Genomic DNA, 24,935 nt, shown 5'->3' on the forward strand with positions numbered 1-24,935 from the left:
TTGGAGTCGCCGCGTTCGGAAATCGGGGTGGGAACGCGGGGTGTGCGTATGTTGATTGTTCCGGGCCGTGCTGCCATGGCTTGACTCGTTTGGCTGCAAAGGGATTCCTGCGCTGAACTCTTTTTCACGGATACGTTTCGAAGCAATGAATTGCTTCGCGAGGCCGTAGGACCGACGGTGCAGGACGTTGCTGGCAATGAGAATCCTCTCCCCACCCGCCGCTAGGTTGTGGGACTCAGAAGCCCGCGCGCGCTGGGGATTGCGGATTGGGATGCGAGGGATATAGTGAAAAAGTGTTTCCTGCTGGCAATTCGGAAGTGCCGGTAGATTGTTCTTTGACATGGGGGCGATTTGGGTTCGACGGGGGTCAGGAAGGTTGCGGTTGCGTGCTCGGGATCCTGGGTACCGGTCAACAACCCCAGGGCTGCTTAAACGCAGACGAACCACTTGCTTTGGCTGCCTAAGCGCAGTCACGTCTCACCAAGCCCGCGCCCGTAGGGCTGGCTGAGGCGACAGAATTCGGGCTAAGCGGCAGCGGTTGCTCATCCGCTGCCGACGAAAACCCCAGAGCTGGCCGACAGGGATCCTGCCCGTGGGAGCCCTGCCGGCGAGAGCAAAACACGCGGCTACGCACGTAGACCCCGCCGCCGACCGCCTCCGGACGGGGGTTCGATTCCCCCCGCCTCCATTTCCGGTCGAAAAACCGGTTAGCGAGCGGCAGGCGAGCCGCCCGCAACAAGGCCCGGGGAGCTAGCTGGGACGCGGTTTTTTGTGTGCTGTTCAGCGAAGGTCTTGCCTCGGTAGGAGTGCAGTCGTCCTGCCCGCAGCACGACAATCATCCTGCATCCTGCTGCGGGCTACGGAATCGCCTCCTTCGGCTGCGCTCCGTCCCCGTGCTGTCACGCGCTTGACGCGCCCGGACGCGTGATGCTGCGAGCAATGCGTGCCCGCGCTCTTCGGGCGGACAAGACCACGTTCGTACGCCCCGGTTCAATACTCTCGGGCCGGCCCGATCTTGCGCCGGACAATTTCGCCGAGCGGATTCAGGCCGAGTCCCCGACGGTGAGGCCCTCGCGCCACGCGCACCCGAGGTCGTGCTGGGCAGGTCCCATGGGCCAAGGGCCTGCTCGAGTAAAGGCGACCAATGTGGTGGAACCTCGGGGACGCTAATCCGCTGAAATTTGCGAGCGAGGGCTTTGAGAACGAACAGCAGCAGATGCGCGTCACGGCATGTTTCCTCGAGCGCATCACGCTCGAGGTAGAATCCCGGCAGCAGTTTGTCAGCGCTGGCGAGGTGTGCCGCACGGTGGAGTTGCCTCGGCCGGCCATTGACATTGGTTGCGGCGCAGCCGTAGGCAGGTAGGGCCGATGATTGTTGACGCATGGATCCAGCACCCGAGCCCCGAGTTCCTACGGCACCCGCGCTTTGCCTCGCTGCGGCGCTGGGTGGGTGCCACTGAGCTGCCGGACGAAATCCCGCTGGAATTTACGCTCGCAGCGCTCGATGCCGCTGGTGTGGACCGTGCGCTGATCACTGCATGGTGGGGGCCGGAAGGGCCGGCCATCAGCAACGATGAAGTTGCCGAGCTCGTGCGCCGTGCGCCCGGGCGTCTCGTCGGCATTGCGTCCGTGGACTTGCGCTCCCCGATGGCTGCGGTGCGCGAGTTGCGTCGTTGCGTGCGCGAGCTGGGGATGCGCGGCCTTCGCGTTCTGCCCTGGCTGTGGGAACGCCCGCCGAATCACCGCTGGTACTACCCCCTTTATGTGGAGTGCATTGAGCTGGGCATCCCCTTTTGCCTTCAGGTGGGGCACACCGGGCCCTTGGGACCATCAGACCCTGGACGGCCCATTCCATATCTGGACGAGGTGGCGCTGGATTTTCCTGAGCTTGTCATCGTCGCCGGCCATATTGGCTACCCCTGGACGGAGGAGATGATCGCGCTCGCGACCAAGTACCCGAATGTTTTTATCGATACTTCGGCTTACAAACCAAAACGGTATCCACCGGCATTGCGCGAGTTTTTGCGCGGGCACGGCCGCTCCAAGGTTCTCTTTGGGAGCAACTACCCAATGATTTTCCCTGCCGACTGCCTCACCGAGATCGATTCTCTGGAACTCGACGAGCAAGCGCGCCGACTGTTTCTGGGCGAAAACGCTTGTCGCGTGTTTCGCCTCGCTGAGTGAATCCACCGCCTGAAGCTGGGCCTTAGATTGCCAACAAATGGGGCGGCGAGTCATGGAACCCACGGTGCACACGCCTGTCACCGACGGCGCGTTGCCGTACCAGGTGAGCTCAGTCAAATGGAGGCGAGGAGTGTCAGGCGAGTTCGTCGGGCCCGGGCATGGTGCGCCGGCGATCGCGGTGCGAAGCCAAGAGCTGCGCTGGACGACGGCCCGACTGCCCTCCCCTTACCGTCCCTGTTGTTTGCGGCTCGGTAACACGGCGGTCGGAAGGCTGCCGTGCTTGGCGATCAGTCGGCCAGAGAAGCTTAAAGTCGTGCGTGCGTGCTCCCAGGCAGTGCGCAGCGGTTTGCGAAACAACAGATTGAATTCCAGCATCGGGCCAACCACACACTGCGTGCACGGCGTATCTCGGTCCCAGCTCTGCGTCCACTCCTCCGTGAGTAAATCGATGCCTTTGGTCTTGCCCTTGGTGTACGCGCAAGGGTAAGCGACACCCTGCGGGTCGATGTACAGGTAGCCGCGTCCTGCCGCGCAACGGACGTGAGCCTGATAGACTGCCGAGACTGCGAAGTCGGGCCAGGCACTCAATGCCTCCAGGTACGGGGTCGAACTTGCGATCGGGCGGCCGCGGCGTTTTTCGTCGGCCAGCAGGCGCCAAAATTGTTGCCACTCCGCCGGTGACACCGATCCTGTCGGCTTGCCGCGCACCAGCTCGGTATCGACACACTGCGGCTGAAAATGCACTCGAAAACCGGCATCCTCGGCAATTTGGAGCAGCGGCTCGACCGCCGTGAGATTCCGTTCCGTTACGACGCAAATCGCCACCACCGGCACGCCAGCGCGAACTAAGGTGCGGGCAGCGTTGACGACACGGCCGGCGTTCGGGTCGCCCCGTGTTGCTGCGTGCACCGCCGGTGGGCCATCCAAACTCGTATACACGAGGTTGGCATCGTACAGGCAACTTCCTCGCCGCTCGAATAGCGATAGGTTCGAATTCACGCTGATCCAGAAGCCGACTTCACGGGCCGTACGCACGATTTGTGGAAAATCGGCTCTGAGCAAGGGCTCGCCTCCCGCCAACCCTAGGCGTCGGATGCCCATGCGGCGTAACCGCTGAAAGAGCAGGCGAATTTGCCCGAGATCGAGCTCGGTTGGATCGAGAAATGGGGAGTTACAGTAACTGCAGCGCAAGTTGCAGCGATTCGTGACCGCGAAGGTGGCAGAGAACGGGCGGGGGGAACCGTCGATGTAAAACGCCAACAGGCTCCGTGCGTAGGCAGAGGCGAGCGCAACTGTGTTAAACACCGACATCCAAACGACTCAAAATGACGAGCCACAACCCACCAAAGTAAACTTTGGTGAGTAGCCACGCTGCGTTGCGGCTGGCGACGAGATAATAGGGGGCCACCGGTGTGAAGGCCGACAATGCCCCTCCCCACGGCAACTGGAAGTAGCCGGAGAGCACGACTGCCAAAAACCCACAGAGTACGAGGAGTGTGATCGGTACAGCCGTCGCGGTGCGGGCGGCAATCGTGCCGATGCCGTTACGCGCGTCCACGCTGCGATCGACGAGGGTTTGATACACGTGGCACACCGCAGTCATAATGCCGACGAGCACAAGGATCTCGCTGCCTGTGCCGATCATGGCGGTGTAGGTGGCGCCCCAAATGCCGCACCAAATCACGTCGACGACGGGTACGCCCTTGAGGACCAGGGAGTACGACACGTTGACAGCGAACAGCGCGACCACCGCCAGCAGCAGTGACGTGCCTCCTGCCGTGAGAGCGAGCAAGGCACAGAGCAAGTGTAACCCGACCAGTGCGGCCGCAGTGGCCGTACGCTGCGCTAGATACAACTCGACGAGCCAACGCTGCTTGCGGGGATTGTGGATGTCGGCTTTCGCGTCCCAGAAGTCGTTGAAGCCGTAAAGCGCAGCCAGGGTCAGTACCGAAAGGGCTGCCAACTGGGCCTTCGCCGCCAAGGTTCCACTGGCCACTGCCAGGAGGGATAAGTTGATCGCGAGCAATGCCCCCTCGAAGCGTTTGATCCGCTCCGCGAGCGAACCGAGGATTGCGAACGCGGCACGAGCTGCCCCAAGAAGTTCCGCATCGCTGGCGCCTTCGCGCTGGGCGCCACTTTTCGTCGCCGACTCGAGCACCGAGGCCATCGGACAGCCATGCTATGCCTTGACAAGATAAGTAATCAAGAGTCGCCTTGACCTTTTGCCACTCCCCATGCAGGGTGCGCATGTGCCGAGCCATGCAGTGTCCCGAGGATGCACTGCGGCCGAAATGCCGCGAAAGCGGGGATGGCCTTGCTGCAACCAGCCATGCTTGCTCATGAAGGGACAACATTGACAGTTCAGTTACAACCGCCAGATACGGTGGGCATGCCCCGGCATACAGAGGTACCGCGGGTCGACGCGGTCAGTGCGGAGGACTTCCGGCGACTTTACCTACGGCAACGCAAGCCGGTGGTTTTGCGCGGGCTCACGGTAGACTGGTCCCCGCCAGCGTTCTGGACTTTCGATTCCCTGGCGGAGCGTTACGGCGATGCCCTCGTGGTGGCGGCGTTGCTTTCGGGCGGCACCCTCAAGGAGGATCCCCGATCCGGTGTCATCTTCGAACGTATCCTCTTGCGGGATTTCATGAGCAACGTGGCAACCCGCCGGGAGTCACACTACGTGATGGCGCCCGTGTGGAATTTTCCCGTCGAGCTTAAGCGCCACTACCGGATCCCGGTCTATTGCCAGAGTGCGCCGTACTTGCGAGCAAAACTGTGGCTCGGACGCGCGCATACGGTGACACCGCTGCATTGGGACGTGCCGCACAATCTGATCGTGCAATTAGTGGGTCGCAAACGCTGGCTGCTTTTTCCTCGGTCAGCTTGGTTGGCGCTGTATCCTCGCGGGTTGCTCTCCGGAATGGCGAACTTTTCTCGGGTTGATCCAGAACAGCCCGATCTTCGCCGTTTCCCTCGGTTTCGTTCGGTGCAAGCTTTCGAGGCCATCGTAGAGCCCGGCGAAACCTTGTTTATTCCCCGCGGGTGGTGGCATCACACGCGGCTGTTGAACGATGCCGTCTCGCTCAACTTTTGGTGGGGCGGTTACGGTGTGGCGCTTGCCGCACGTGCTTCGCTGCTGTTCAAACGGCTACGCCGGATCCGCCAAAATGAGTGGGCGTAAACTCTTTTAGCCGCACGCTACGAGCCGCCAGCGCCGCGCATGGACACGCGGCTCCCAAGGTGCCTCGCTTAGCCGCGCTGCCCACACGTGACCGAGTCCAGCCCGATCCCAAACTTGGAACAACACCACCCCCGGATAAAACCTGCACAGGGACTTGCGCACATTGAAATCTTCCTCCAGGCCTGGGCTCCAAAACACCAAGTCCTTGCCATCGGCAACGAGTTGATCCACGGGCAGATGCGGCTGTTCGAGGCGCAAGTAGCCGACCGGCAAGGCCCAGCCGTACGCCGTCATCGGGCCCACGTACAACCAACGGACATCGTGGTGGAAGCCCGCGGGGTAGTCGATCACCACCGCGCGCGGTGCATCCCTGGGAGCCAAGCTTTCGAATGCAATCCCCGTAGAAGAGGCGCACAACCACCGCTGCGGAATTTCATGACTGAGCAGCGCGCCGGCGGTGCAGCAGCCGAGCGAGGTAAGGGCCGCGACGAGGGGGCGCGTGGCATCAGGGATGTGCGCCAGTATTTGCCCCGCGCCGAGAGCTGCAATCAACGCGACCGGAACCCCCAAGCTTACAGCGTGCACCATATCGACCAAATCTACGGGCGACACGAATGCGGGGCTCAACGCTGCGAGGAACAAGATCAACAGTTCGCGGGCTGTGGCACTGCGTTTGAAGTTGTGCACGCAGGCCAGCAAGCCAAGGGCAAAGAGGGTGGCTGTGAAGGGGTCGAAGATTGCATCGGTCCACAAACGGATGTGTAACCGGGGATGAGCAAAGGGCGCGAGCAGCGCGCCGAGAACAATATCGAGGGGGCGACGGATATCGACGCTGCGACTTCGCTCCATTAGCAGCACCGAGCCTTGACCGAGCAGTGCCCGATCGAGCGAGGCCGCAATCCCGTGGAACGAGAAGTGATGTGTACCTTCCCGCAGGGAAAATACCTCAGGTATTGCAGGCAACAGCGCAGCAGAAAAAATCAGTGCACCGGCAACCCAAGTGAGCCGATGCGTTCGCCATGTGGAGGGCCAGCGCGCGAGTACGGCAAGGCCGGCGACGCCAACAATGGGAACAACGCTTGGAAAGGTAAGGCCAAAGGCTGCGAGGGGACCAGTGCACACTAGGCTAGCCCGCGATCCGTTGAGACGAAATCGCCATACGGCAAGAAGCAGGGCCACCGTAACCACGGGGGCGAAAACAAACGGCGCAGGTAGAACTGCAAGATAATGAGTGAACGGCGAAAATAGAAATCCTGTGGTCCCAATCAGGGCCGGCAGTGCGCCTCCGATCCTCGTCGCGAGCAAAGCGAGGCCAGCGGCAGCTACCGCAAGCCAACTCATCTGTGCCAGCTGCATGCTCGCGAGGCTCGGCTCCACAAGCCCGAGTTGCCACAGGGGAACCCCCTGAAAGAGAAACGGTAGTGCACCGAGATTGGGAAGCTCCGCATCGTATCGCTCTCCGAACAGTTTGCCGTTGCGGGCCGCGAACTGCAAAGCATCGACGAAAGCGCGCCATTGGTCGACCGCGCGCGTCGCCTCTAGGCTGCCGAGTTCCACGCCGACAAAGAACCCGACCCAAGCGACGGTGACGAGGACGACCGGAAGTTGAGGCCGCAGGAGAGCGACTGCGGTTGGCGCAGACTGTTGTGGGCGTGGCGACGGCGACCAAAGACAGAGCGCCGGCACAAAGAGGCCGGCCAGGAACGCGAGCTGACCGGGTAGCCCCGCGTGCTTGACCCAAGGGGCAGCGACGAACAAGGCAACCGCGAGACCTAGTGCCACGCGTTCTTGCCAAGCCGCCACGCTCGGGGTTGGGTGGAACTCGGCCGCGTCTTCAAAAGGGCGAAGATAGAAGCGGGCAAACAAGCAGGTGCAGAGCAGTAGTGCACTGAGCCGGGTTGCGATCCACCACGTCGGCACGCCTGGGAACAGCCTGCCGAGTACGTGCGCCTGCGGATTCCACTCGGTGAACTGTGCTGGAGGAGGCCACAAGAGGGGCAAAGCATAATAAAGGAACAACAGGCCGATTATGAGAGGAACAGCCAATGGGAACCGCTTGCCGGATTGTCTCGTGCGCGATGGCTGCTTGATGGATCGCCCTGAGGGCACCTTGGCTCGTCGCACCCAGGTCAGTTCCGCGGGCGGGTAATTTCCACCGAGCAGCGTGCTCGAATTGCCATCGCGGCAGAAACGCTGCCGAGCAAAAAGCGTTGGAGAAAGTTCAGGCCGCGCGCTCCGACGAACATACAGTCTGCTCCGATGCGCTCCTGCTCTGCAATTAGCTCCCGTTTGGGATCTCCCTCAATGAGGTGGGATGAGGCCGTGATGTTGGCCTCCCGGAGGCGTTGCTGCACGCTTTGCATCATGCGTTCGAAAGGGGCGCGGGCATCTCGATCGCGCGGGTCGAGCCACTGCCGCAGGGGAGAGTCCTCGGATGCGAGATCGCTCATCGTCCGCGGCTCGATCACCGCCACGACGAGCACCGTGGTGCCCAACGGCCAATGCCGCTGGGCGATCGCAGCGAGGGCGGCTTCCGCGTACGGCGAGCCATCGTACGCCAGGAGAAGGCGGAGCTCGTTTGCTACTGGCTGTGGGCGAGGCCGGCCAATGCGCACGGAGCAGTGCGCTTCGGTAGCCACCTTCAGGGAAACGCTGCCCAAGAACAGCCGGCTGGCAGCGCCCTTGCCGTGGGAGCCCACCACCAGCAAATCCGCATTCCATTCCTCTGCCGCTTTGATCAGGCCCCATCCGGGTGAGTCGGCCCGCGCCTCCCACTGAACCTCCCAGCTCGGGAACTTTGCCCGCACGAGCCTCGCCCCGTCTTCTGCAAGCGCCGCAGCTTCGGCCAGTGCTTGCTTGGCGAGGGCTCGACCTTTGGAAACCGGATCGGGCAGCGGAATCTCGTTTTTCTCCGGCTCCGGTGGGAGCCAGACGTCGGCGACCGTGATGACTTTGGCAACCGATCCTGCCGGCAACCCGGCATAGGCAAGATCGTCCACCGCGTGGCGCGCACTGTCTGAACCGTCGTACCCAATGACAATTCTCATCTTGCCGCCCTTATGTGAGTGACCCCGTTTTTGCCGACGGAGTGGCTTCCGGAGCCCCGACGCGTTCCCCGCCAGGCTTTGTGCCGGCGACCCGCTCGACCTCGGCTCCACCCTCGCGTTTGGGAAACAGCAGCGATGCCAGGACGGCTACCGACAAGACTCCCGCGACGACGGCCAGTGACCAACCGATAGGGATCTTGTAAAACTCCGACACGAGCATCTTTGTTCCCACAAAGGTGAGAACCACGGCAAGCCCGATTTGTAGGAAACGAAACATGTCCATCACTCCGGCCAGCAGAAAGTACAGCGCCCTGAGCCCGAGAATCGCAAAGACGTTCGAGGTGTACACAATGAAAGGGTCTTTAGTGACGGCAAAAATGGCTGGAATCGAGTCGAGAGCGAATACCAAATCCGTGGTTTCTACGACGATGAGGACGAGGAGCAAAGGCGTTGCCCACAGCCGCCTCTGGTCTCGGACAAAAAACGACTGCCCTCGGTAGTCCTCAGTCACGGGAATCACGCGGCGCACGAGCTTAACGACCGGGTTGCGCGCGGGCTCGACCTCTTTGTCCCCAGAAAACAAGAGGCGAATGCCCGTAACCACCAAGAAGCCGCCGAAGACATAGATCATCCAATGAAAGCGGTTCATCAACGCCACACCCGTCGCAATGAAGATGCCCCGCATCACCAAGGCACCGAGAATTCCCCAGTACAGTACCCGGTGCTGATATATGGCGGGGACTGCAAAGTAACTGAAAATCATGAGAAAGACGAAGAGATTGTCGACGCTCAAGGACTTTTCGATGAGGTATCCGGTTAGAAACTCCAGTGCTCGCTCATATCCCCAGGCCCAATAAACGAGGCCATTGAAAGCCAATGCCAACACCACCCAAACCACGCTCCAGATGGCTGCTTCACGGAGGCTCACTGCGTGTGCCCGGCGGTGGAAGACACCAAGGTCAAGCGCCAACATCGCGAGCACGAAACAGTTGAAGCCGACCCAGAGAATCCAATGGTGTTCCATGCCGTGTTCCGCCGCGCGCCGAAAGAGTGTGCTCTTCTTAGCTACCTTTCATGCCTTTCGCAGGGGCCTCGGCTTGCCGTGAGCACTACCGCTGCGCGCGCCGCAGCCAGTGCTACGTGCTTTGCCGTCCCGCCCGACGGCTTGCGCAACGTGCGCGTCCCGCCGACGTGTCGCCCAACCGTTGTTCCTCCACCCGATCCTTGTTGCCGGTGCCTGGACATCAGCGCCACAAGAGGTGGGAATGTGTTTGGCGATCTCACGCACCCGAGGCCTGCGCCAGAGTATGCATTACCCACTCAAGGGCAAACGGCCAGGCGCCGAAGCCGGACTCGATATTGATATGCCCCGCGTTGGGAAGGATCTGAATCGGCACGCCGAGCCTCTGGGCAATTTCGTACGCTTCTCCGACCTCAATGTACGGATCGTCGTCCGACGTCACCAGGAGGCTGCGCGCGGCAACTGCCTCCCAGGCGCTGCGCACTTGCGGTGCTGGAAAAAAGCTCTGCACCGGCTCAAAGAGGAGATACGGCGAGGGCGGCGCCGCTAGGAGTGCCGCGCGAACTCCACGACTGCCGTGCTGCGCGAATAAGTGATCGATTGCCCAGCAGCCGAGAGAATGAGCGACAAACAGCACTGGGGTCGGTGCCTCGGCAACAATGGCCTGTAACTGCTCGACCCATTTGTTGCATTCTGGCCACTGCGGGTCGGGAAGCTCCGGAAACGTCGCAAGAATGCCGCGGCGCTGGAGCTCCGCGAAGAGCCAGCGTTGCCAGTGGCCGGGGGCAGATCCGTCGTAGCCGTGCACGAACACAACCATGCGGAGCATCAAGCACGCGCGGCGGCCTCCCTCAACGCTACTGTCAACGCCGATTCATGACCACACCTTGCATGGTCCGTAGGGCGGAGACTATCGCTTTTGCCCACGCACGACTGAGGAAAGGATTTCGCCGATATGGACTTACGCTTTGCCTCCGCTGCTGACCTGGCGCGCATGATTCGCCGTGGGGATCTCTCGCCAGTAGAACTGATGCAGTTCACCCTCGAGCGCCTGGAACAAGTGAACCCGAAGCTCAATGCCTTCGTGGCGCAGCATCCTGCGGAGCGTCTGCTAGAGGCCGCGCGCGCGGTGGAGACGCGCCTTGCACGCAAAGAAGAAGTGGGCCCTTTGGCGGGACTGCCGCTTGGCGTCAAAGATTTGGAAGACACTGTCGGCTTACCCACGACGCACGGCTCACTCCTGTTTCGTGATCGTGTGGCCACGCGGGATACGATCCAAGTGGCGCGCCTGAAACAAGCGGGCGCAATCGTGGTGGGCAAAACCAATACGCCAGAGTTTGGGTACACCGCGTTTTCTAGTAATCGCGTCTTCGGAGCCACGCGCAATCCATGGGATTTAGAACGAACACCCGGTGGCTCCAGCGGGGGATCATCTGCAGCCGTTGCTGGTGGCCTGGTGCCCCTCGCGACTGCCTCCGACGGTGGCGGTTCGGTGCGTATCCCGGCGGCCTTTACTGGCTTGGTCGGGCTCAAGCCGTCGCAAGGGAGGATTCCATGGGGGCCGGAAGAGGCGTTGCGGTTCTCGCACTGCATTGTCAGCGGGCCGCTCACACGGACGGTGGAGGATGCTGCCTTGTGGCTCGACGTTACTGTCGGCCCTCACCCCGAGGACCCCTTCTCGCTGCCGCACCCAGGTATCTCGTACCAAGAGGTGATTCGTCGGGAGCCGCCGCGGCTGCGCATCGGCTACTCGCTCACGCTTGGGTATGCCCGTCCGGCGCGGGCGGTCGAGAACGCTGTGGAGGCGGCGCTGCGCGCGCTCGAGAAGGCGGGCCACGTGGTGGAGCCCGTGGAGGTGAAGCTTGAGGATATCGTGCTCGACTGGGCACGCCTCATGTCGGTGGAAGACTACGCGTTTCACGGCGCGCACTTTCATGACGAAGAACTCCTCGACCCTGGCTACCGCATGGGTGTCGAGTTGGCCAAGCACTTGCGGCCGGCGGACTTGGGCGATGTGTTGCGGCAGCGTGCGCGCCTGGTGTCCACCTTGGAGGAAATTTTGGCGCGCTACGATCTTCTGGCCACGCCGACGACGGCTGTTGAACCGTTCGCGGCGGAGGGCCCCATTCCCTTGGAGGTCGACGGCGAACCCGTCAGCACGCCGGGCGGTGCGATCGCCTACACGTATCCGTTCAATTTCTCGGGTCACCCGGCAATCTCCTTGCGTGCCGGACTTAGTCCAGCCGGCCTGCCCATTGGGATTCAGTTCGTGGCGCCACGGTTTCGCGAGGATTTGCTTTTGCAAGTGGCGGCCGAATTCGAGCAAATTTTGCCGTGGGCAAAAGATTGGCCTCAGCTTTGACGAGAGAACCCGTGGGCAAATTGCAGCGCGTGGCGAGGTATCGGGTGCTGTTTGCCGATTGCGACCCGATGCGAATCATGTACTACGGGAGCTATTTTCGACTGTTCGAGCTCGGCCGCGCGGAGCTGTTTCGAACGCTTGGCCATCCCTTCCCGAAGTACATTGCGAGCGGTCTTTATCTAGCCGTGATCGAAACCCATTGCCGTTACGTGCGACCGGCAGTGTACGACGACGAGTTGGAAGTTCTTGCCGGCATCGTAGATGTGAGCGGAGTGAGGCTGCGCATCGATTACGAGATTCGCAAGCCAGGGGGCGAGCTTGTTGCTACGGGTTTTACGCGGCACGCAGTAGTCAACGAGCAGGGTCGCCCGGTGCGCCTCCCGATAGAGCTGCGGCGCATGCTGTCGGCAGGCACGTCGACCTAAGAGCAACCTCAAGCCTGGCGGCCGCCGGGTCGGGCTGGGCCTACTTTACTGGTCGGTGTTCCCACAGTAGAAAAGCTGCACCACCAGCACGCAAACGGAGGCAGTGTCATGGCAGCCGGCAATCGTGTGTTCGTCATCGGAGTCGGGATGACCAAGTTCGAACGCTGCGAGCGCGATGCCCGTGAGTTGGCCCAGGAGGCCGTGCTTGAGGCTCTAAAAGACGCAAGCATCGATTATGACAAAATCGAGCAAGCGTTTTGCGGCTACATCAACGGGATGAGTTGCCTCGGCCAGATCAGTTTGTACGGCATCGGCATGACCGGGATCCCCGTTTACAACGTCAACAATAACTGCGCCACCGGGTCCACCGCCTTGTACTTGGCGTATAACGCGGTGCGCTCGGGAATGAACCAGGCCGTGTTGGCTCTCGGCTTTGAGAAGATGCAAAAGGGACCCCTCGAAAACCAGCTCAAAGGCCTCGAACAGCTCAAAGAAGAAGCGGAGAAAGAAAATAAACCTCCAATTGCCGCGCGGATGTTTGGCGATGCGGGGCGCGATCACATGGAAAAGTACGGCACGAAACCTGAAACTTTCGCCAAGATTGCCGTAAAAAATCACCGCCACTCGGTGAACAATCCGCGGGCGCAGTACCAGCAGGCATTCTCCCTCGAGGAAATTCTCGCCTCTCGCATGGTCTATGACCCGCTGACCTTGCTGCAATGCTGTCCGACCAGCGACGGCGCCGCTGCAGCAGTGGTCGTGTCTGAGGAGTTTCTCCGCCGTCATCCGCATCCAGGTGCGATAGAAATTTGCGCGATGGCGATGGCCACGGATCGCATGGAGGATTGGTCGCGCGGTCGCATCGGCATGGTGGGGATGGGTATGACGGAACGGGCTGCACGTGCTGTGTACGAGCAAAGCGGCATCGGGATCGAAGACGTGCAGGTCGTGGAGCTCCACGACTGCTTCAGCACAAATGAACTGATCACGTACGAAGGCCTCGGCATGTGCAAGGAAGGGGAAGGAGAGAAGCTGGTTGAAGACGAGGCAACGACGTACGGGGGCAAGTGGGTGGTGAACCCCTCGGGTGGCTTGTTGTCGAAAGGACACCCGCTCGGTGCGACTGGCTTGGCGCAGTGTGCAGAGTTGGTATGGCAGTTGCGCGGGCAAGCGGACCGCCGGCAAGTGGAGAACGCCCGCATTGGCTTGCAGCACAACCTCGGTCTCGGCGGGGCCTGCGTGGTTGCGATGTATAAGCGCCCGTAGATTGAGCGAGCGGCACTCTCCCCGCGCAGACACCTTTGCCACAGCCGAGCGGGCGGATTCCCGCGCTCTAGCGTAAGGGGCGATGATTTTGCCCCGCGGCGTATGACCCAGCTACGGACTCCCGCTCGAATTTTCCCCGGCAGCAGTGCCCTTGCGTGGTGCGGCAGTTTGGGGATGGTCCGCACCGGGCGTTGCCCACGCGGGGAGCGGAAAGCTGCGCTAGCTCAGACCGAGGGCGGTGGCTGCGCGGTAGGTGAGGAAACTGGCGGCCCACGCCAGCGCGAGCATGTAGCTGAAGGCAAAGGCCGGCCAGCGCCAACTGCCTGTTTCCCGAGCCATGACGACCATCGTGGAGGTACACTGCAGGGCGAAGACAAAGAACACCATGAGGCTCAGTGCCGTAGGTAAACTAAAGTGTCGGCGCCCGGTTACTGGATCCACATCGCGGCGCAGTGCCTCGCGGAGTCCGTCATAGTCATCAGGATTGCCGACGGCGTGGATCTGCGCCAAGGTCGACACAATCACCTCACGCGCGGCTAAACTCGCCACGAGCCCCACGCCGATTTTCCAGTCGAAGCCAAGCGGCTGGATCATGGGTTCAATGGCATGGCCGATACGGCCTGCCACGCTCTCTTCCAAATTCGCACGCGCTTGCTCAGCGGTAGACGCGCCAGGGATTTGCTGCGCCCGCGGAAAGGAGAGCAGTGCCCACATCACGATGCTGACCGCCAAGATGATGGTTCCTGCTCGCTTGAGAAATGCCGATGTGCTGCCCCAAACCTGCCGGAGCAATAAACGAAGGGTGGGCCACCGGTAGGGGGGCAATTCCATGTAAAATACCGAGGGCGTGCCTCGTAAGAGCGTCGAACTCAGCAGAGCTGCCGACGCCAGCGCAGTGCACGCGCCTAAAAGATAGAGGCCGAACATCACCAGCCCCTGGAGCCCAATCGGACCCCAGATCGCGCGCGCGGGCACGAATGCTGCGATCAACAAAGTGTAAACTGGCAACCTTGCGGAACAGGTCATGAAGGGAGCCACCAAGATGGTAGCCAGCCGCTCTCGTGGGGATGCAATCGTGCGGGTAGCCATGATTCCGGGCACCGCACAAGCAAAACATGAAAGTAGGGGCACGAAGCTCCGACCTTGCAGTCCGACCCAACCCATCACCCGGTCGACGACAAAGGCCGCGCGCGCCATGTAACCAAGGTCATTGAGCAAATGGATAAACGTGAACAGGATCACGATTTGCGGGAGAAAGACCAGCACCGACCCGACGCCAGTAACTACGCCGCCAGCCCAGAGCTCTGTGAGCCAACCCGGTGGCAGTACATCACGGCACAGTGCAGCGAGCTCCGTAAACAGTGCGTCGATGGCATCCATGGCCGGTGCCGCCCACGTGAAGATGCTTTGGAAGAAAATCAGCAGCACCACGGCAAGCGTAAGAAGCCCGTACACCGGATGGAGCAACCAACGATCGATCCGGTCCGTGCGGCGGTCCGGTGCGAGGCGATCGGCGCCGACAGCCTTGCACACCGCGTCTACCCAGGCGAAGCGGCGAACTGGGTCTTCGTCGAGCGGAGGGCGTACTTTTGGCCGTGGCCATTTCCAGGGCTCGCGCACCAGCCGGATCACTTGATCGATCCCCACTCCTCGGTGGCCGACCACGCCGACAACCGGGATGCCCAGTTGACGCGATAAGCCAGCGATGTCGAGCCGGCCGCCGCGAGCGCGAACCTCGTCGATCATGGTCAACACCAGGACCATCGGACGCCGATGTGCAAGAAGCTGCCGCACCAATCCCAAACCGCGCCGCAGTGTGGTCGCATCGGCCACTGCAACCACGCCGTCCAGCTCGGGCTCTCCTGCCAGCTTGCCGTCGAGCACCTTTTCCACAATGCGTTCGTCTGGCGACTCACCGCGCAGGGCGTACGTGCCCGGCAAATCCAAAATGATCACCTGGCCATTGCTGCCGCGCAGTGTGCCCTCGCGACGCTCCACGGTTACTCCAGCGTAGTTGCCGACCCGCGCACTCGAGCCAGTGAGTGCATTGAACAGCGTGGTTTTGCCCGCGTTCGGAGAACCCACGAGCGCGACTCGGACCGGGCGTAAGGGTTGGGCAGCAGGTGCTGTGGCCGTCATGGTGCGGGTGGATCGTCCTCCAAAATCACACGGAACCCCCAGAGTTGTCGGCGGCGGAAGCAGAGCCTGGTTCCGCGGATTTCGATTTCCACTGGGTCGCCCAGCGGTGCGCGGCGCACGATTTTGAGCCGTGTGCCGGGCACGAAGCCGAGGTCGAGCAAACGATGCGAAACGTTTCGTGCCAAGTTGTCACTCAAACGAGCCCAACGGCCGACGGGTAAGTCGTCCAGAGGGATGCTGCCTTCCTCGCGACAATGCTTTTCGGACACCTTGGCTGACCGTAGTTGCGATCTCTTGCCCGCGCGGCCGCTTCGCTGCGCGGTTGCCACGGAACCGTAGCGTCAAGAGTTCAGCCTAGCCACCGGTGGGCGTCGATCATCTTTTCTTGAATCGGTACCCCGAGTGGGCACTTGCCAGCGCAAGGCGCAGCGCACGAAACGCAAAGCGAGGCATTCCGCTCGAGTTGAGCGTAAAGGCGACGTCCCTCGTACTCCCAGTGGTAGTCTTTGGCATACATGCGGTAACGCAAGATGTCGTGAATCGGCAGTTCGTGCTCGCAGGAATCCAGGCAAACCCCGCAGTGCGGCTGGCAATAATCGCCCGAAACGAGTTGGTCATACCGGCGCAGCAAGGCCACATCTTCGGGCCGCAACTGTGTGCCCGAGGCGTACAAGTATTCGTCGACCTGCCGCTGCTCGTAAATGGAAATCACCAAACAAGAGACGTTCGGGTTCGACAACACCCAGCGAAAGGCTGCTTGAGCGTACGAGTCAGCCTCGCGGCGAAACTCGGCAAGGTTGGTGTGCTTAGCCCCCTTGAGTGTCTTCATGGCCACCACCCCGACGTCTCGCGATTTGGCTTTCGCGAGGATGTGATCGAAGTTCGGCCACATGCCAAAGTGATAGGCCAACATGAGCACGTCGAAACGGCCCGAGTCGATCGCGGCGTTGGCAATCTCCTCCAAGTTCGGCGTATGCGTGCTGACTCCCAAAAACCGGACCTTGCCTTGTTCCTTGAGGCGATCGAACGCTTCGTGGATGTTAGGTGCAAACAGCCGGTCGAGGCGGTCGCACGAATGGATATGAATGAGGTCGACGTAGTCGGTTTGCAGACGCCGCAAACTTCCCTCGACTGCCTCGATAATTTTGGGAACCGGCGTATCGTTCGGTAGGTGGCCGTCAGCCACGCAAAACTTGGTGGCCACGAACAGCTTGTCTCGATGCCCTTTCATGGCCTCGCCAAGTACACGCTCGGAGTTGGTGTCGGCGTAGTCGGGTGCTGTGTCGAAGTAGTTGATTCCGCGCTCGATCGCATACCGCGCCACGTTGGCGTTGTTGATGCGCGATGAGCCGAGAGAAATATCGGACACCATGGCGCCGGTGCGTCCGAGGCGGCGATAACTGCGCACGCGGGCTTCGCTCCACTCCGGTCGCGCCTGCGGGGCAATGGTTTCGACCTTGGCGCTGAAGAAGTCACGCCCAACGGCAATCCAGCCGCGATTGCGGGCGACAGCCACCCCGACCCCGCCGATGATTGCGGCCATCTCCGTTCCTGCGGCTGCGACCACGCGGAGCGCTTGACGCCGGCCGAGCTGGTGCGCTTCGGCAGTGTCGAGGGAGCGAGCGATTTCGATCCAGCGTTCTCTTCCGCCCAAGCCGCAGGGCAGACACACAGGCACCCGCCAAGCGAAAAACTGCAAGGCCATTGCCGCAGAGAAGCACACCAACGGGATGGCGAGATGCCACCAGGGCAGCAAACTTCGCTGCACGCCTTCGACGAGATCGTGCAACAGATTCCCTCCCAGCCACCAAGCGAGGAAGAGCCCGAGCGCGTACAGAGCCCAAACATAGGGCCGCTTGATTTGTACGAAGCGGAGCTGAAGCTCGCCGCCGCAAGCACTGCACTGTTGCTGGTCCATAGCCGCCTCCTGTGTTCTTGGCAGTGTACGGCGGGGGCGCACGCAAGTCTAGCCAGAGGGGTTGGCGCACTGCGGCACGGTGGACACGTGCGTTGGCGACCGTTCGATTGCTCGCGAGAGCTAGCGACGACTCGCTGACCACCTTGTGGCCGCCGTGTCAAGCCAACGCTGCAGCCGTTCGGCCCAAGGCAAGGCGCTCATCAACGCTCGTTTGAGTTCAGGGAGTGCCTGCCGAGCGGTCAAACGTCCGGCGTGGATCGCTTCACGGCTCAAGTGAAAGTCGAACAGGCCGAGACGAACAGGAACGTGAATCAGGAAGTCCGGTGGGTCATCACGCAGGCGGGCAGCGGCAATCCGCGCCTGCACGATAGTGCTGGCGCGCGAGAGGATTTCAACGAGGCCAAGCTCGGTGGCGGGGGTGCCGTTGGTTTCGGGTAGCAACCGGCTGGTCGAAAGCGGCGGTTTCTTCCAGCGCCGGCGCAAGCGCTCGCTCCATTGCTCGGTTAGGCTCGAGCGTGTCACCCGGCGTGGCAAAACCGCTGGGTGAACTTGCAGCACACTCACGGCAATCACAAAGTCCGCCCCCAGAGCGCGGGCCACGTCTGCGGGGATGGGGTTCACGAGGCCACCATCCACCAGAATCCGCGGCCCCAAGCGCTGCGGGGTAAACAAGCCTGGAATGGCAATGCTGGCCCGCACAGCCTCCAGGACCGAACCAGATTGCAACACGACCTCCTCGCCCGTGTCGAGGTCCGTCGCCACTGCAGCAAACGCGATCGGCAATGCTTCGATCGTCGTGCCCAGGTGCGGGCGAACGAGCTCTAATGAGCGCCGCCCTTCGAGCAATCCGGCTTGCGGCCAAATGGGGTCGAACAAACGCAACACACGGGCGCGGGTCAGTTCGCACATGGTATTGCGGAATGCCTCCAGTTGCCCATTGGCAAATGCCGCCCCGACCATTGCTCCGGCACTGGTACCAGCCACACAGCGAATCGGTAGCCCGGCGGCGACGAGCTCTTCGAGCACACCCACGTGAGCCATTCCGGCCGCGCCGCCACCACTGAGTGCGACGCCGATTTTCACAGAAGAAGTCGAGGTAAGGGCGGTCATCGGCGCTCTCTATGCCAAAAGCACCCCGCGATGTCACTTCGTCGCGAGGCCGCTGATGGTCGCGAGCAAGCGGTCGACGTCGATGCTGGTTTCCGTCACCTGCGCCGCCTCCTGCGGGTCGAGCAACGCGTTTTCCGAGTAAGGCACCGCGCCGAGTGGCTCCCCAAGCCACGCCCGCAACGCGTCAACATTGGTTCTTTGAGCCACCTCCGTAACTGGGATGGGGTGGTTCCAAACGTAGCCGAGCCAACGCGCCCCATGCATGCGAATGTTTTGTACTGTGAGCAACGCGTGATTTAGAGCGCCCAACCGATTGGCCACCACGACGAGCGCATGCGCTCCAAGAGCAAGGGCGAGATCGGCAAAGGTCAGTTGCTCGGTGAGCGGTACCAGCCAACCACCTGCGCCTTCGACTAGCGCAAGATCGTAACTTCCAGCATGCGATGTAATGTGCTGGCAAAGCCAGCGAAAGTCGATCGATCGTCCCTCCCGCTGAGCAGCAATTGCCGGAGCCAGCGGCTCGGCGAAAACGTAGGGACAGACCTCTTCCAGTGGTTGCACGGCACCGGCAAATCCGCGCAGACGGACGGCATCCGCCGGCACCAGCTTGCCATCGGTGCCCGTGCTGCAGCCAGTTTCGGCTGGCTTGAACACACCGACCCGCAAACCCCGCGCATGCAGCGCAGCCACCAACCCGCAGCTCACGGTTGTTTTGCCGACGCCGGTGTCTGTGCCCGTAACAAAGACAATACGTGTGCTCATGGAGTCTCGCTCGTTAAAACGTAGTAGGGCGAAAACGCCTCATGGGCGGCTCTGCTCTGTAACCTCCTGGATGCTCTCCCGCGCGACTGTGCACAGCTCTGCCAATTGATCGGCGGAGATGCAAAGCGGAGGCATAAGTACGATCACGTTACCAAGCGGGCGCAAAATAACGCCACGCCGCCGTGCCGCGAGAATCACTCGATGGCCGATGCGCAGCCCTGCGGGATAGGGCGCGCGGGTTTCCCGATCGGCCACGAGTTCAATTCCGACCATGAGCCCGCACTGCCGGACGTCGCCCACGTGCGGTAGCGGCGCAATCTCTTCGGCGAGGAGCCGTTCCAACTCCGCGGCCCGAGTCCTCACGCGATCCAGCACGTTTTCTTGCTCGAACACGGCAAGACTCGCGATCCCCACTGCACAGCCAAGTGGATTCCCGGTGTAGGTGTGCCCGTGGAAGAACGCCCGAAAAGCATCGTATGGCCCCAGAAACGCGGTGAAAATCTCCTCCCGCACGAGCGTGGCCGCGAGCGGCAAGTAGCCGCCCGAAATGCCCTTGCCTAGGCACATCAGGTCAGGCTCGACGGCGGCGTGTTCCACCGCGAACAAGCGCCCGGTGCGTCCGAAGCCCGTGGCCACTTCGTCGCAAATGAGCAGCACGCCATGGTGCGCGGTTAGCTCGCGGAGCGCGCGCAAATAGGCGGGATCGTGCGTCCACATTCCTGCTGCGCCTTGTACCAGTGGCTCGACGATCAATGCTGCCAGCCGAGCCCCGTGACGGCGAAACAATGCCTCCGCCTCAGCAATGGCTGCGTCGAGCGCTGCTGCGGCATCGAGCCCCCGCTGCCACCGGAATACATGGGGAGGGTCCAGCTTGTGGCAGGGGAATAAGAGTGGCTTGTGGAAACGGTGAAACGCCTCGGAGTAGCCGAGGCTCATCGCCCCAATGGTGTCGCCGTGATACGCCTCGGTAAGCGACACAAAGTCTGTTCGCTGCGGCTCGCCGACCAACTGCCAGTATTGCGCCGCAATTTTCAGCGCTACCTCAACGGCGGTCGCCCCCGAGTCGGAATAGAAAACCCGCGTGAGCGATGCAGGTGTGCGTTGGACAAGTTCCTTGGCAAGCGCAATAGCGGGCACGTTGCTGAGACCGAGCATGGTCGAGTGGGCCACCAAGTTGGCCTGCTCCTGCAACGCAGCGTCGAGCACCGGATGCCGGTGCCCGTGCACGTTGCACCAGAGCGAGGCGACGCCGTCGAGATAGCGGTTGCCGTGCACGTCGAAGAGGTAGGGTCCTTCGCCGCGCTCGATGATGAGCGGCGATTCGTTCAGCCACTCCGCCATTTGGGTGAACGGGTGCCAAAGAAAACGGTGGTCCCATTCGGCTAACGTGTCAGGAGCGATCCGGGCCATTTTGCTCTTCCTCGCTGAAAACCTTGGTGAACGCGCGTGCGGCAAACTCGAGATCGCGTGGCGAGTGCGTTGCCATCACGGTGATGCGCAGCCGTGATGTGCCCTCGGGTACGGTGGGCGGACGAATTCCTTGCACCCACACACCCTCCTCGAGCAAGCGCGCAGAGATCCGCATGGTGCGTGCCGGGTCACCGATCAGCACCGGGAGGATATGGCTCGCGTACGGGATGGTAGGGATGCCGGCGGCGCGAAGAGCACGCTGAAGGGAGGCAGCATTGGCAGAGAGTTGCTGCCGCAAATCGGGCCGGCTGCGCACCAGGCGCACGGCCGCCAGCGCTGCACCGACTACCGGTGGGGGCAAGGCCGTGGTGTACACCAAAGAGCGTGCGCGGTTGATCAACAGTTGGATCAAAGATCTCGCACCAGCGACATACGCACCGAAACAACCTAAGGCTTTTCCCAAGGTTCCCATTTGGACCGCAACCCGGCCGTGCAGTCCAAGCTCTTCGACCAGACCCGCGCCGGTGGGACCGAGAACCCCAGTGGCATGCGCTTCGTCGACCATGACCCACGCTCCAAAGCGCTGGGCCACTTCGCAAATCTCGACCAATGGGGCGCGATCGCCATCCATGCTGAACACCGAATCCGTGACGATCAAGCGGTGGCGAGCAGGCGTGTGCGCAAGTTCGTACCCTAATCGGTCGACATCATTGTGCGGGTAGACCACCACGCGTGCACGGGAGAGCCGGCAGCCGTCGATGATGCTGGCATGATTCAACGCATCGCTGAACACGGCATCGCCCTCGCCAACGAGGGCGGCAATCGTGCCGACGTTGGCGTGGTAGCCGGAATTGAACAGCACGGCCGCTTCCGTACCCTTCCAGCGGGCAAGTTCGGATTCGAGTTCCTCGTGTAGCGCGAGCGAGCCGGAGATCAGCCGCGACGCCCCCGCTCCCACCCCCCAGCGGGCTGCAGCATCGGCGGCCGCAGCCACGAGCTCCGGGTGATTTGCGAGCCCGAGGTAGTTGTTCGAACACATGAGCAAAGTGCGCCGGCCGGCCAGATCCACCCACGGAGCGACAGCGCTGCCGACGGGCCGCAGCGCGCGCAACAATCCTCGCTCCTGAAATGCTGCTAGGGTCTCGCTCGCGGCTCGTTCCAAATCCATGATCGAACATGTTTGCTAGCGAGAGCCAAAAACAAAGCCAACTCGCTGCGGCATCAACTTGACTTTGTTCCCTGTGAACTCCAAAAGGCGCCCTTCATTGCATTGGGCGTCCCGCCTCGAGTCATGCGCCGATTTGTTACGATTGTTGTTGTTGGTTTGATCGCCATGGGCGCCGGGCTGGTTTGGATGCAGTGGGACCGCGCGCCCACGGTGATCGCCGACGAAACGAGTCCGGTAATCGGTGCTGCCGCTCCTGTTCGCCTGAGTGTGCGGAGCCCGGGACCGGGACTGGAGGCCGTGCGGCTCACTGCGCGGCGGGGAGAGCACACTTGGCCACTGTACGAGCGGCTGTTTGTTCGGAGCACGTGGCGCGGAAGCGGAGTCAACGAATGCGTGATCGACACGGTACCGAATTGGGCCGGGCTGGGCGTGGGAGACGGCGAGCTGGAAGTGGAGTTGTGGGCTTCCACGTACGGGTGGCACTTGTGGAGAGCGGAACAGGTACTGGTGTGGCAGCGCAAAATTGTTTTGGACACCACGCCGCCCCGGTTGGAGCTTTTGACCAGCCAGCACAATGTCCGTTTGGGCGGGGTGGAACTGGCCATTTGGCGCCAGTCGGCGGACGCCGTGCAAAGTGGCGTGGAGGTGGGAGAATATTTCTTCCCTGCAGTCCGTGGCTTCTTTGCTGACGCACAGTTGACAATGGGACTATTTGCGATTCCGCAGGATCTCGATGGCACTGCGCAACCGCGCGTGGTTGCATGGGATCACGCCGGCAATCGCAGCCAAGTTGCGATTCCAGTGGTCATTCAGATGCGCCGCTTTGCCGAGAGGATGTTGAACCTAGACGACGACTTCCTTGCCCGTAAGGTTCCGGAAATCGAGGCCGCCAATCAGTTGCCGGCCACAGGCACGCTGGTCGAGCGCTACCTGCGCATCAACCGTGACCTGCGGCGACAAAACGAAACGACCCTCCGGCAACTTGCAAGCAAGAGTCAGGCGACGCCCCACTGGTTTGGCACCTTTCACCGGCAATCGAACACTGCGCCGCTGAGTTCCTTTGCCGATCGGCGAACGTACGTGTATCGGGGTGAGCAGATCGACCGCCAGGTGCATTTGGGGTTCGATCTAGCTTCGATCAAGGCCAGCCCGGTCGAGGCGGCCCAGAAGGGCACCGTGGTGTTTGCTGGCAACTTGGGAATTTACGGCAACACGGTCGTCGTCGATCATGGGCTCGGCGTTTTTACGTTGTACGGGCACTTGCGAGCCATCGATGTGAAGCCAGGGGATTTGGTGGAACGGGGCCATCAGCTTGGCCTCACGGGAGAGACCGGCCTCGCCGCGGGCGATCACTTGCACTTTTCCGTGATGCTGTGGGGCGTGCATGTCGATCCCGTCGAGTGGTGGGACGGGAGTTGGATTCGCAAGCATCTGCTGGCAAAAATCGAAGCGTTTCCTCGCGCCTCTGTGAGTGAAGGGCAAGGGAGTCCATGAGCAAGCAAGCACATGAACGGGTGTTGGAAAAAGGAGAAGGGCTGTTGCGCTCGTGGGGGTTACACCCATCCTCGCCGTTGAGCGACTTGGCCGCGAGAATGGGGCGTGATGCAGCCGCGGATGCGGCTCTTGCGCATTGGCTCGGAAGCCGCCCGGAGGCTGAAGCGGTGGCGCTCCTAGAAAAGCTCGCTGCGGCCGAGGATAAAACGGTACGTCGCGAAGCGCGCCGTGCTTTGTACCGGCTCGAGCAACGTGGCCTGGTTTCGCGAGCTGCGCCCCAGGAGGTTGTGGCGCGGCCGTTTCTGGAGGCAGAACCAGCGGTAACCGAGGCATATTTCTCCCAATATTTCAGCACGGGTGAACGTGAACTGTTCTTTGTGCGCAAGGGATCGGCGCGTTTGCTCGTCTTATTTGCCATAACGCGCGACTACGATCACTCCTTGCGGGAGCTCAGGCGGGTTGAGCTATCCAGAAAACAGTGGCGAGCGTCTCTCGAAGACAGCGCCCGCGGCGGTTACCCGCTCGCGAAAGGAGATGCTGCCCACTGCGACGCCCTGCTGTGGCGCGCGTATGAGAACGTGTCTTCTGTAGGGCAGCCAATCAGCGTGGACTATGCCGCCGTTCGCAGCGAATTCTTTCAGGGCCCGCCCCTCGCGACCGCTTCCCACCCTCTCACCCAGATTTATCCAGAGGCAGAACTCGCAGAGGTCCCGATCGCCGCGAGGCAAATCGGTGAGAGACTCTTGAACGAGAAGGCCGTTCTCTCGCTTGCCGCTGGCCTGCTGGACCGGTTGAGGGAGTTCGTCGAGCGTATTCGCGAGGTGCAGGCAAGCCCACTGGTGTTAACCGACGTTCAAAAGCAGGAACGGCAAGCGCAAATCGTTGCGCAGGCCATCGACACCGTTTTTGCGCCTGCGGAGCGCCCGTCGTGGGTCCATCGTCTACGAGAAGTGGGCTACTACGTGCACCTCATGGGCAAGAGCTCCGTTGCCCGTGAGCTTGCGGCGACGGCCTTTGCGTTGGAGAAGCCAGGGATCGATCCAAAACAGGTAGCGTTTTGTCGGGCGGCAGTAGAAACCTTGATTTTTATTGAGCTTTATGAGCGCGAGCTCGCGGAAGCGGAGAGGGCGAAGGAGTCCCTAATCGTCACGCCCGACCGGCTCGTGCGCGCTGCTCGCGCTGCTAAGGAACGCACCCCACGTCGTTGAACGACGGAATGCTGATACCGTCAGTTGGCGACGGATCCGCCCTCGTCGACCGCAAGCAGAAAAATTTGCTTTGACTAGGTGGCGGCTGGTGGCTTAAGCTTCGCGGCAGTCTTCCGAACTGGGGGTCGGTCGGTTGCGAGCGAGGAGCCGTGCAAAGGGAACTGGCCGGGCTAAGCCCAAGCAGCGCCAGTGGAAAACCTGGTTCGAGTGGTTGCCGATTCCGGCTTGGGTTGAGTC

The 24,935-nt window shown here is 61.7% G+C and carries 21 protein-coding genes and 1 other RNA gene; 9 read left to right on the forward strand and 13 right to left on the reverse strand.

Features of this window, described 5'->3' with window-relative positions:
- Positions 1-342: 342 nt before the first annotated feature.
- From ssrA to N3C12_07630, 3 genes are all read left to right on the forward strand, one after another.
- Positions 343-691: a transfer-messenger RNA gene (ssrA, locus tag N3C12_07620) on the forward strand.
- Between the two features lie 453 nt (positions 692-1,144).
- Positions 1,145-1,363, forward strand: coding sequence for a hypothetical protein (locus tag N3C12_07625; protein ID MCX8072303.1), 219 nt, complete (start codon positions 1,145-1,147; stop codon positions 1,361-1,363).
- Between the two features lie 5 nt (positions 1,364-1,368).
- Positions 1,369-2,184: an amidohydrolase family protein gene (locus N3C12_07630; GenBank protein ID MCX8072304.1), complete on the forward strand. Its 816-nt coding sequence runs from the start codon at positions 1,369-1,371 to the stop codon at positions 2,182-2,184.
- 225 nt (positions 2,185-2,409) lie between these two features.
- Here N3C12_07630 and N3C12_07635 read toward each other — a convergent pair whose 3' ends face one another.
- Positions 2,410-3,495, reverse strand: a complete 1,086-nt coding sequence (locus tag N3C12_07635; protein MCX8072305.1) for a radical SAM protein — start codon at positions 3,493-3,495, stop codon at positions 2,410-2,412.
- Positions 3,482-4,351, reverse strand: a complete 870-nt coding sequence (locus N3C12_07640) for a UbiA family prenyltransferase (protein ID MCX8072306.1) — start codon at positions 4,349-4,351, stop codon at positions 3,482-3,484. Before N3C12_07640 ends, N3C12_07635 begins: the two co-directional genes overlap by 14 nt.
- A 108-nt stretch (positions 4,352-4,459) precedes the next feature.
- Between N3C12_07640 and N3C12_07645 the strand changes: the two genes are divergently transcribed.
- Positions 4,460-5,368 (forward strand): cupin-like domain-containing protein, encoded by a 909-nt coding sequence (locus N3C12_07645; protein MCX8072307.1) that lies wholly within the window; start codon positions 4,460-4,462, stop codon positions 5,366-5,368.
- A 6-nt stretch (positions 5,369-5,374) separates the two neighbouring features.
- On the opposite strand, the gene N3C12_07650 is transcribed toward N3C12_07645, so the two are convergent.
- The 4 genes from N3C12_07650 to N3C12_07665 form a co-directional block, all read right to left on the reverse strand.
- Positions 5,375-7,492: a hypothetical protein gene (locus tag N3C12_07650; GenBank protein MCX8072308.1), complete on the reverse strand. Its 2,118-nt coding sequence runs from the start codon at positions 7,490-7,492 to the stop codon at positions 5,375-5,377.
- 5 nt (positions 7,493-7,497) lie between these two features.
- On the reverse strand, positions 7,498-8,415 hold the full coding sequence (locus N3C12_07655; protein MCX8072309.1) for a universal stress protein: 918 nt from the start codon (positions 8,413-8,415) through the stop codon (positions 7,498-7,500).
- Between the two features lie 10 nt (positions 8,416-8,425).
- Positions 8,426-9,439, reverse strand: a complete 1,014-nt coding sequence (locus tag N3C12_07660) for a TerC family protein (protein MCX8072310.1) — start codon at positions 9,437-9,439, stop codon at positions 8,426-8,428.
- 256 nt (positions 9,440-9,695) lie between these two features.
- Positions 9,696-10,265: an alpha/beta fold hydrolase gene (locus tag N3C12_07665; GenBank protein ID MCX8072311.1), complete on the reverse strand. Its 570-nt coding sequence runs from the start codon at positions 10,263-10,265 to the stop codon at positions 9,696-9,698.
- A 126-nt stretch (positions 10,266-10,391) separates the two neighbouring features.
- Between N3C12_07665 and N3C12_07670 the strand changes: the two genes are divergently transcribed.
- The 3 genes from N3C12_07670 to N3C12_07680 all read left to right on the forward strand — a co-directional run bounded on the left by N3C12_07670 (position 10,392) and on the right by N3C12_07680 (position 13,489).
- Positions 10,392-11,798: an amidase gene (locus tag N3C12_07670; GenBank protein ID MCX8072312.1), complete on the forward strand. Its 1,407-nt coding sequence runs from the start codon at positions 10,392-10,394 to the stop codon at positions 11,796-11,798.
- Positions 11,799-11,809: 11 nt separating this feature from the next.
- Positions 11,810-12,223, forward strand: coding sequence for an acyl-CoA thioesterase (locus tag N3C12_07675; protein MCX8072313.1), 414 nt, complete (start codon positions 11,810-11,812; stop codon positions 12,221-12,223).
- 108 nt (positions 12,224-12,331) lie between these two features.
- Positions 12,332-13,489 carry a lipid-transfer protein gene (locus N3C12_07680; GenBank protein MCX8072314.1) on the forward strand — a complete coding sequence of 386 codons (1,158 nt, stop codon included), beginning with the start codon at positions 12,332-12,334 and terminating at the stop codon, positions 13,487-13,489.
- A gap of 219 nt (positions 13,490-13,708) precedes the next feature.
- Here N3C12_07680 and feoB read toward each other — a convergent pair whose 3' ends face one another.
- From feoB to bioF, 7 genes are all read right to left on the reverse strand, one after another.
- Positions 13,709-15,628, reverse strand: coding sequence for a ferrous iron transport protein B (feoB, locus tag N3C12_07685; GenBank protein MCX8072315.1), 1,920 nt, complete (start codon positions 15,626-15,628; stop codon positions 13,709-13,711).
- A complete protein-coding gene (locus tag N3C12_07690; GenBank protein MCX8072316.1) occupies positions 15,625-15,897 on the reverse strand; it encodes a FeoA domain-containing protein in 273 nt (90 codons plus the stop codon). The genes feoB and N3C12_07690 overlap by 4 nt, the downstream gene beginning before the upstream one ends.
- Before the next feature lie 80 nt (positions 15,898-15,977).
- Positions 15,978-17,546 carry an aldo/keto reductase gene (locus N3C12_07695; GenBank protein ID MCX8072317.1) on the reverse strand — a complete coding sequence of 523 codons (1,569 nt, stop codon included), beginning with the start codon at positions 17,544-17,546 and terminating at the stop codon, positions 15,978-15,980.
- Positions 17,547-17,666: 120 nt separating this feature from the next.
- Positions 17,667-18,656 (reverse strand): patatin-like phospholipase family protein, encoded by a 990-nt coding sequence (locus N3C12_07700; protein MCX8072318.1) that lies wholly within the window; start codon positions 18,654-18,656, stop codon positions 17,667-17,669.
- Positions 18,657-18,689: 33 nt separating this feature from the next.
- A complete protein-coding gene (bioD, locus tag N3C12_07705) occupies positions 18,690-19,418 on the reverse strand; it encodes a dethiobiotin synthase (protein ID MCX8072319.1) in 729 nt (242 codons plus the stop codon).
- Positions 19,419-19,457: 39 nt separating this feature from the next.
- On the reverse strand, positions 19,458-20,828 hold the full coding sequence (gene bioA, locus N3C12_07710) for an adenosylmethionine--8-amino-7-oxononanoate transaminase (GenBank protein MCX8072320.1): 1,371 nt from the start codon (positions 20,826-20,828) through the stop codon (positions 19,458-19,460).
- The gene (gene bioF, locus N3C12_07715) at positions 20,809-21,996 is read right to left on the reverse strand and encodes an 8-amino-7-oxononanoate synthase (protein MCX8072321.1); all 1,188 of its coding nucleotides are present in this window, start codon (positions 21,994-21,996) and stop codon (positions 20,809-20,811) included. Before bioF ends, bioA begins: the two co-directional genes overlap by 20 nt.
- 123 nt (positions 21,997-22,119) lie before the next feature.
- On the opposite strand from bioF, the gene N3C12_07720 reads away from it, so the two are divergent.
- Together N3C12_07720 and N3C12_07725 are read left to right on the forward strand one after the other, a co-directional pair.
- Positions 22,120-23,490, forward strand: a complete 1,371-nt coding sequence (locus tag N3C12_07720; protein MCX8072322.1) for a M23 family metallopeptidase — start codon at positions 22,120-22,122, stop codon at positions 23,488-23,490.
- A complete protein-coding gene (locus N3C12_07725; GenBank protein MCX8072323.1) occupies positions 23,487-24,698 on the forward strand; it encodes a hypothetical protein in 1,212 nt (403 codons plus the stop codon). The genes N3C12_07720 and N3C12_07725 overlap by 4 nt, the downstream gene beginning before the upstream one ends.
- Positions 24,699-24,935 lie beyond the last annotated feature (237 nt).

Source organism: Candidatus Binatia bacterium, from assembly GCA_026415395.1.
In the GTDB taxonomy this organism is placed as follows: Bacteria; Desulfobacterota; Binatia; order HRBIN30; family HRBIN30; genus HRBIN30.

What these genes read in the sequence shown, in the direction of transcription:
- N3C12_07625 (MCX8072303.1), top strand. Translation starts at nt 1,145, where the DNA reads ATGTGGTGGAACCTCGGGGACGCTAATCCGCTGAAATTTGCGAGCGAG.
- N3C12_07630 (MCX8072304.1), top strand. Translation starts at nt 1,369, where the DNA reads ATGATTGTTGACGCATGGATCCAGCACCCGAGCCCCGAGTTCCTACGG.
- N3C12_07635 (MCX8072305.1), bottom strand. Translation starts at nt 3,495, where the DNA reads ATGTCGGTGTTTAACACAGTTGCGCTCGCCTCTGCCTACGCACGGAGC.
- N3C12_07640 (MCX8072306.1), bottom strand. Translation starts at nt 4,351, where the DNA reads ATGGCCTCGGTGCTCGAGTCGGCGACGAAAAGTGGCGCCCAGCGCGAA.
- N3C12_07645 (MCX8072307.1), top strand. Translation starts at nt 4,460, where the DNA reads ATGCACTGCGGCCGAAATGCCGCGAAAGCGGGGATGGCCTTGCTGCAA.
- N3C12_07655 (MCX8072309.1), bottom strand. Translation starts at nt 8,415, where the DNA reads ATGAGAATTGTCATTGGGTACGACGGTTCAGACAGTGCGCGCCACGCG.
- N3C12_07660 (MCX8072310.1), bottom strand. Translation starts at nt 9,439, where the DNA reads ATGGAACACCATTGGATTCTCTGGGTCGGCTTCAACTGTTTCGTGCTC.
- N3C12_07665 (MCX8072311.1), bottom strand. Translation starts at nt 10,265, where the DNA reads ATGCTCCGCATGGTTGTGTTCGTGCACGGCTACGACGGATCTGCCCCC.
- N3C12_07670 (MCX8072312.1), top strand. Translation starts at nt 10,392, where the DNA reads ATGGACTTACGCTTTGCCTCCGCTGCTGACCTGGCGCGCATGATTCGC.
- N3C12_07680 (MCX8072314.1), top strand. Translation starts at nt 12,332, where the DNA reads ATGGCAGCCGGCAATCGTGTGTTCGTCATCGGAGTCGGGATGACCAAG.
- feoB (MCX8072315.1), bottom strand. Translation starts at nt 15,628, where the DNA reads ATGACGGCCACAGCACCTGCTGCCCAACCCTTACGCCCGGTCCGAGTC.
- N3C12_07695 (MCX8072317.1), bottom strand. Translation starts at nt 17,546, where the DNA reads ATGGACCAGCAACAGTGCAGTGCTTGCGGCGGCGAGCTTCAGCTCCGC.
- N3C12_07700 (MCX8072318.1), bottom strand. Translation starts at nt 18,656, where the DNA reads ATGACCGCCCTTACCTCGACTTCTTCTGTGAAAATCGGCGTCGCACTC.
- bioD (MCX8072319.1), bottom strand. Translation starts at nt 19,418, where the DNA reads ATGAGCACACGTATTGTCTTTGTTACGGGCACAGACACCGGCGTCGGC.
- bioA (MCX8072320.1), bottom strand. Translation starts at nt 20,828, where the DNA reads ATGGCCCGGATCGCTCCTGACACGTTAGCCGAATGGGACCACCGTTTT.
- bioF (MCX8072321.1), bottom strand. Translation starts at nt 21,996, where the DNA reads ATGGATTTGGAACGAGCCGCGAGCGAGACCCTAGCAGCATTTCAGGAG.
- N3C12_07720 (MCX8072322.1), top strand. Translation starts at nt 22,120, where the DNA reads ATGCGCCGATTTGTTACGATTGTTGTTGTTGGTTTGATCGCCATGGGC.
- N3C12_07725 (MCX8072323.1), top strand. Translation starts at nt 23,487, where the DNA reads ATGAGCAAGCAAGCACATGAACGGGTGTTGGAAAAAGGAGAAGGGCTG.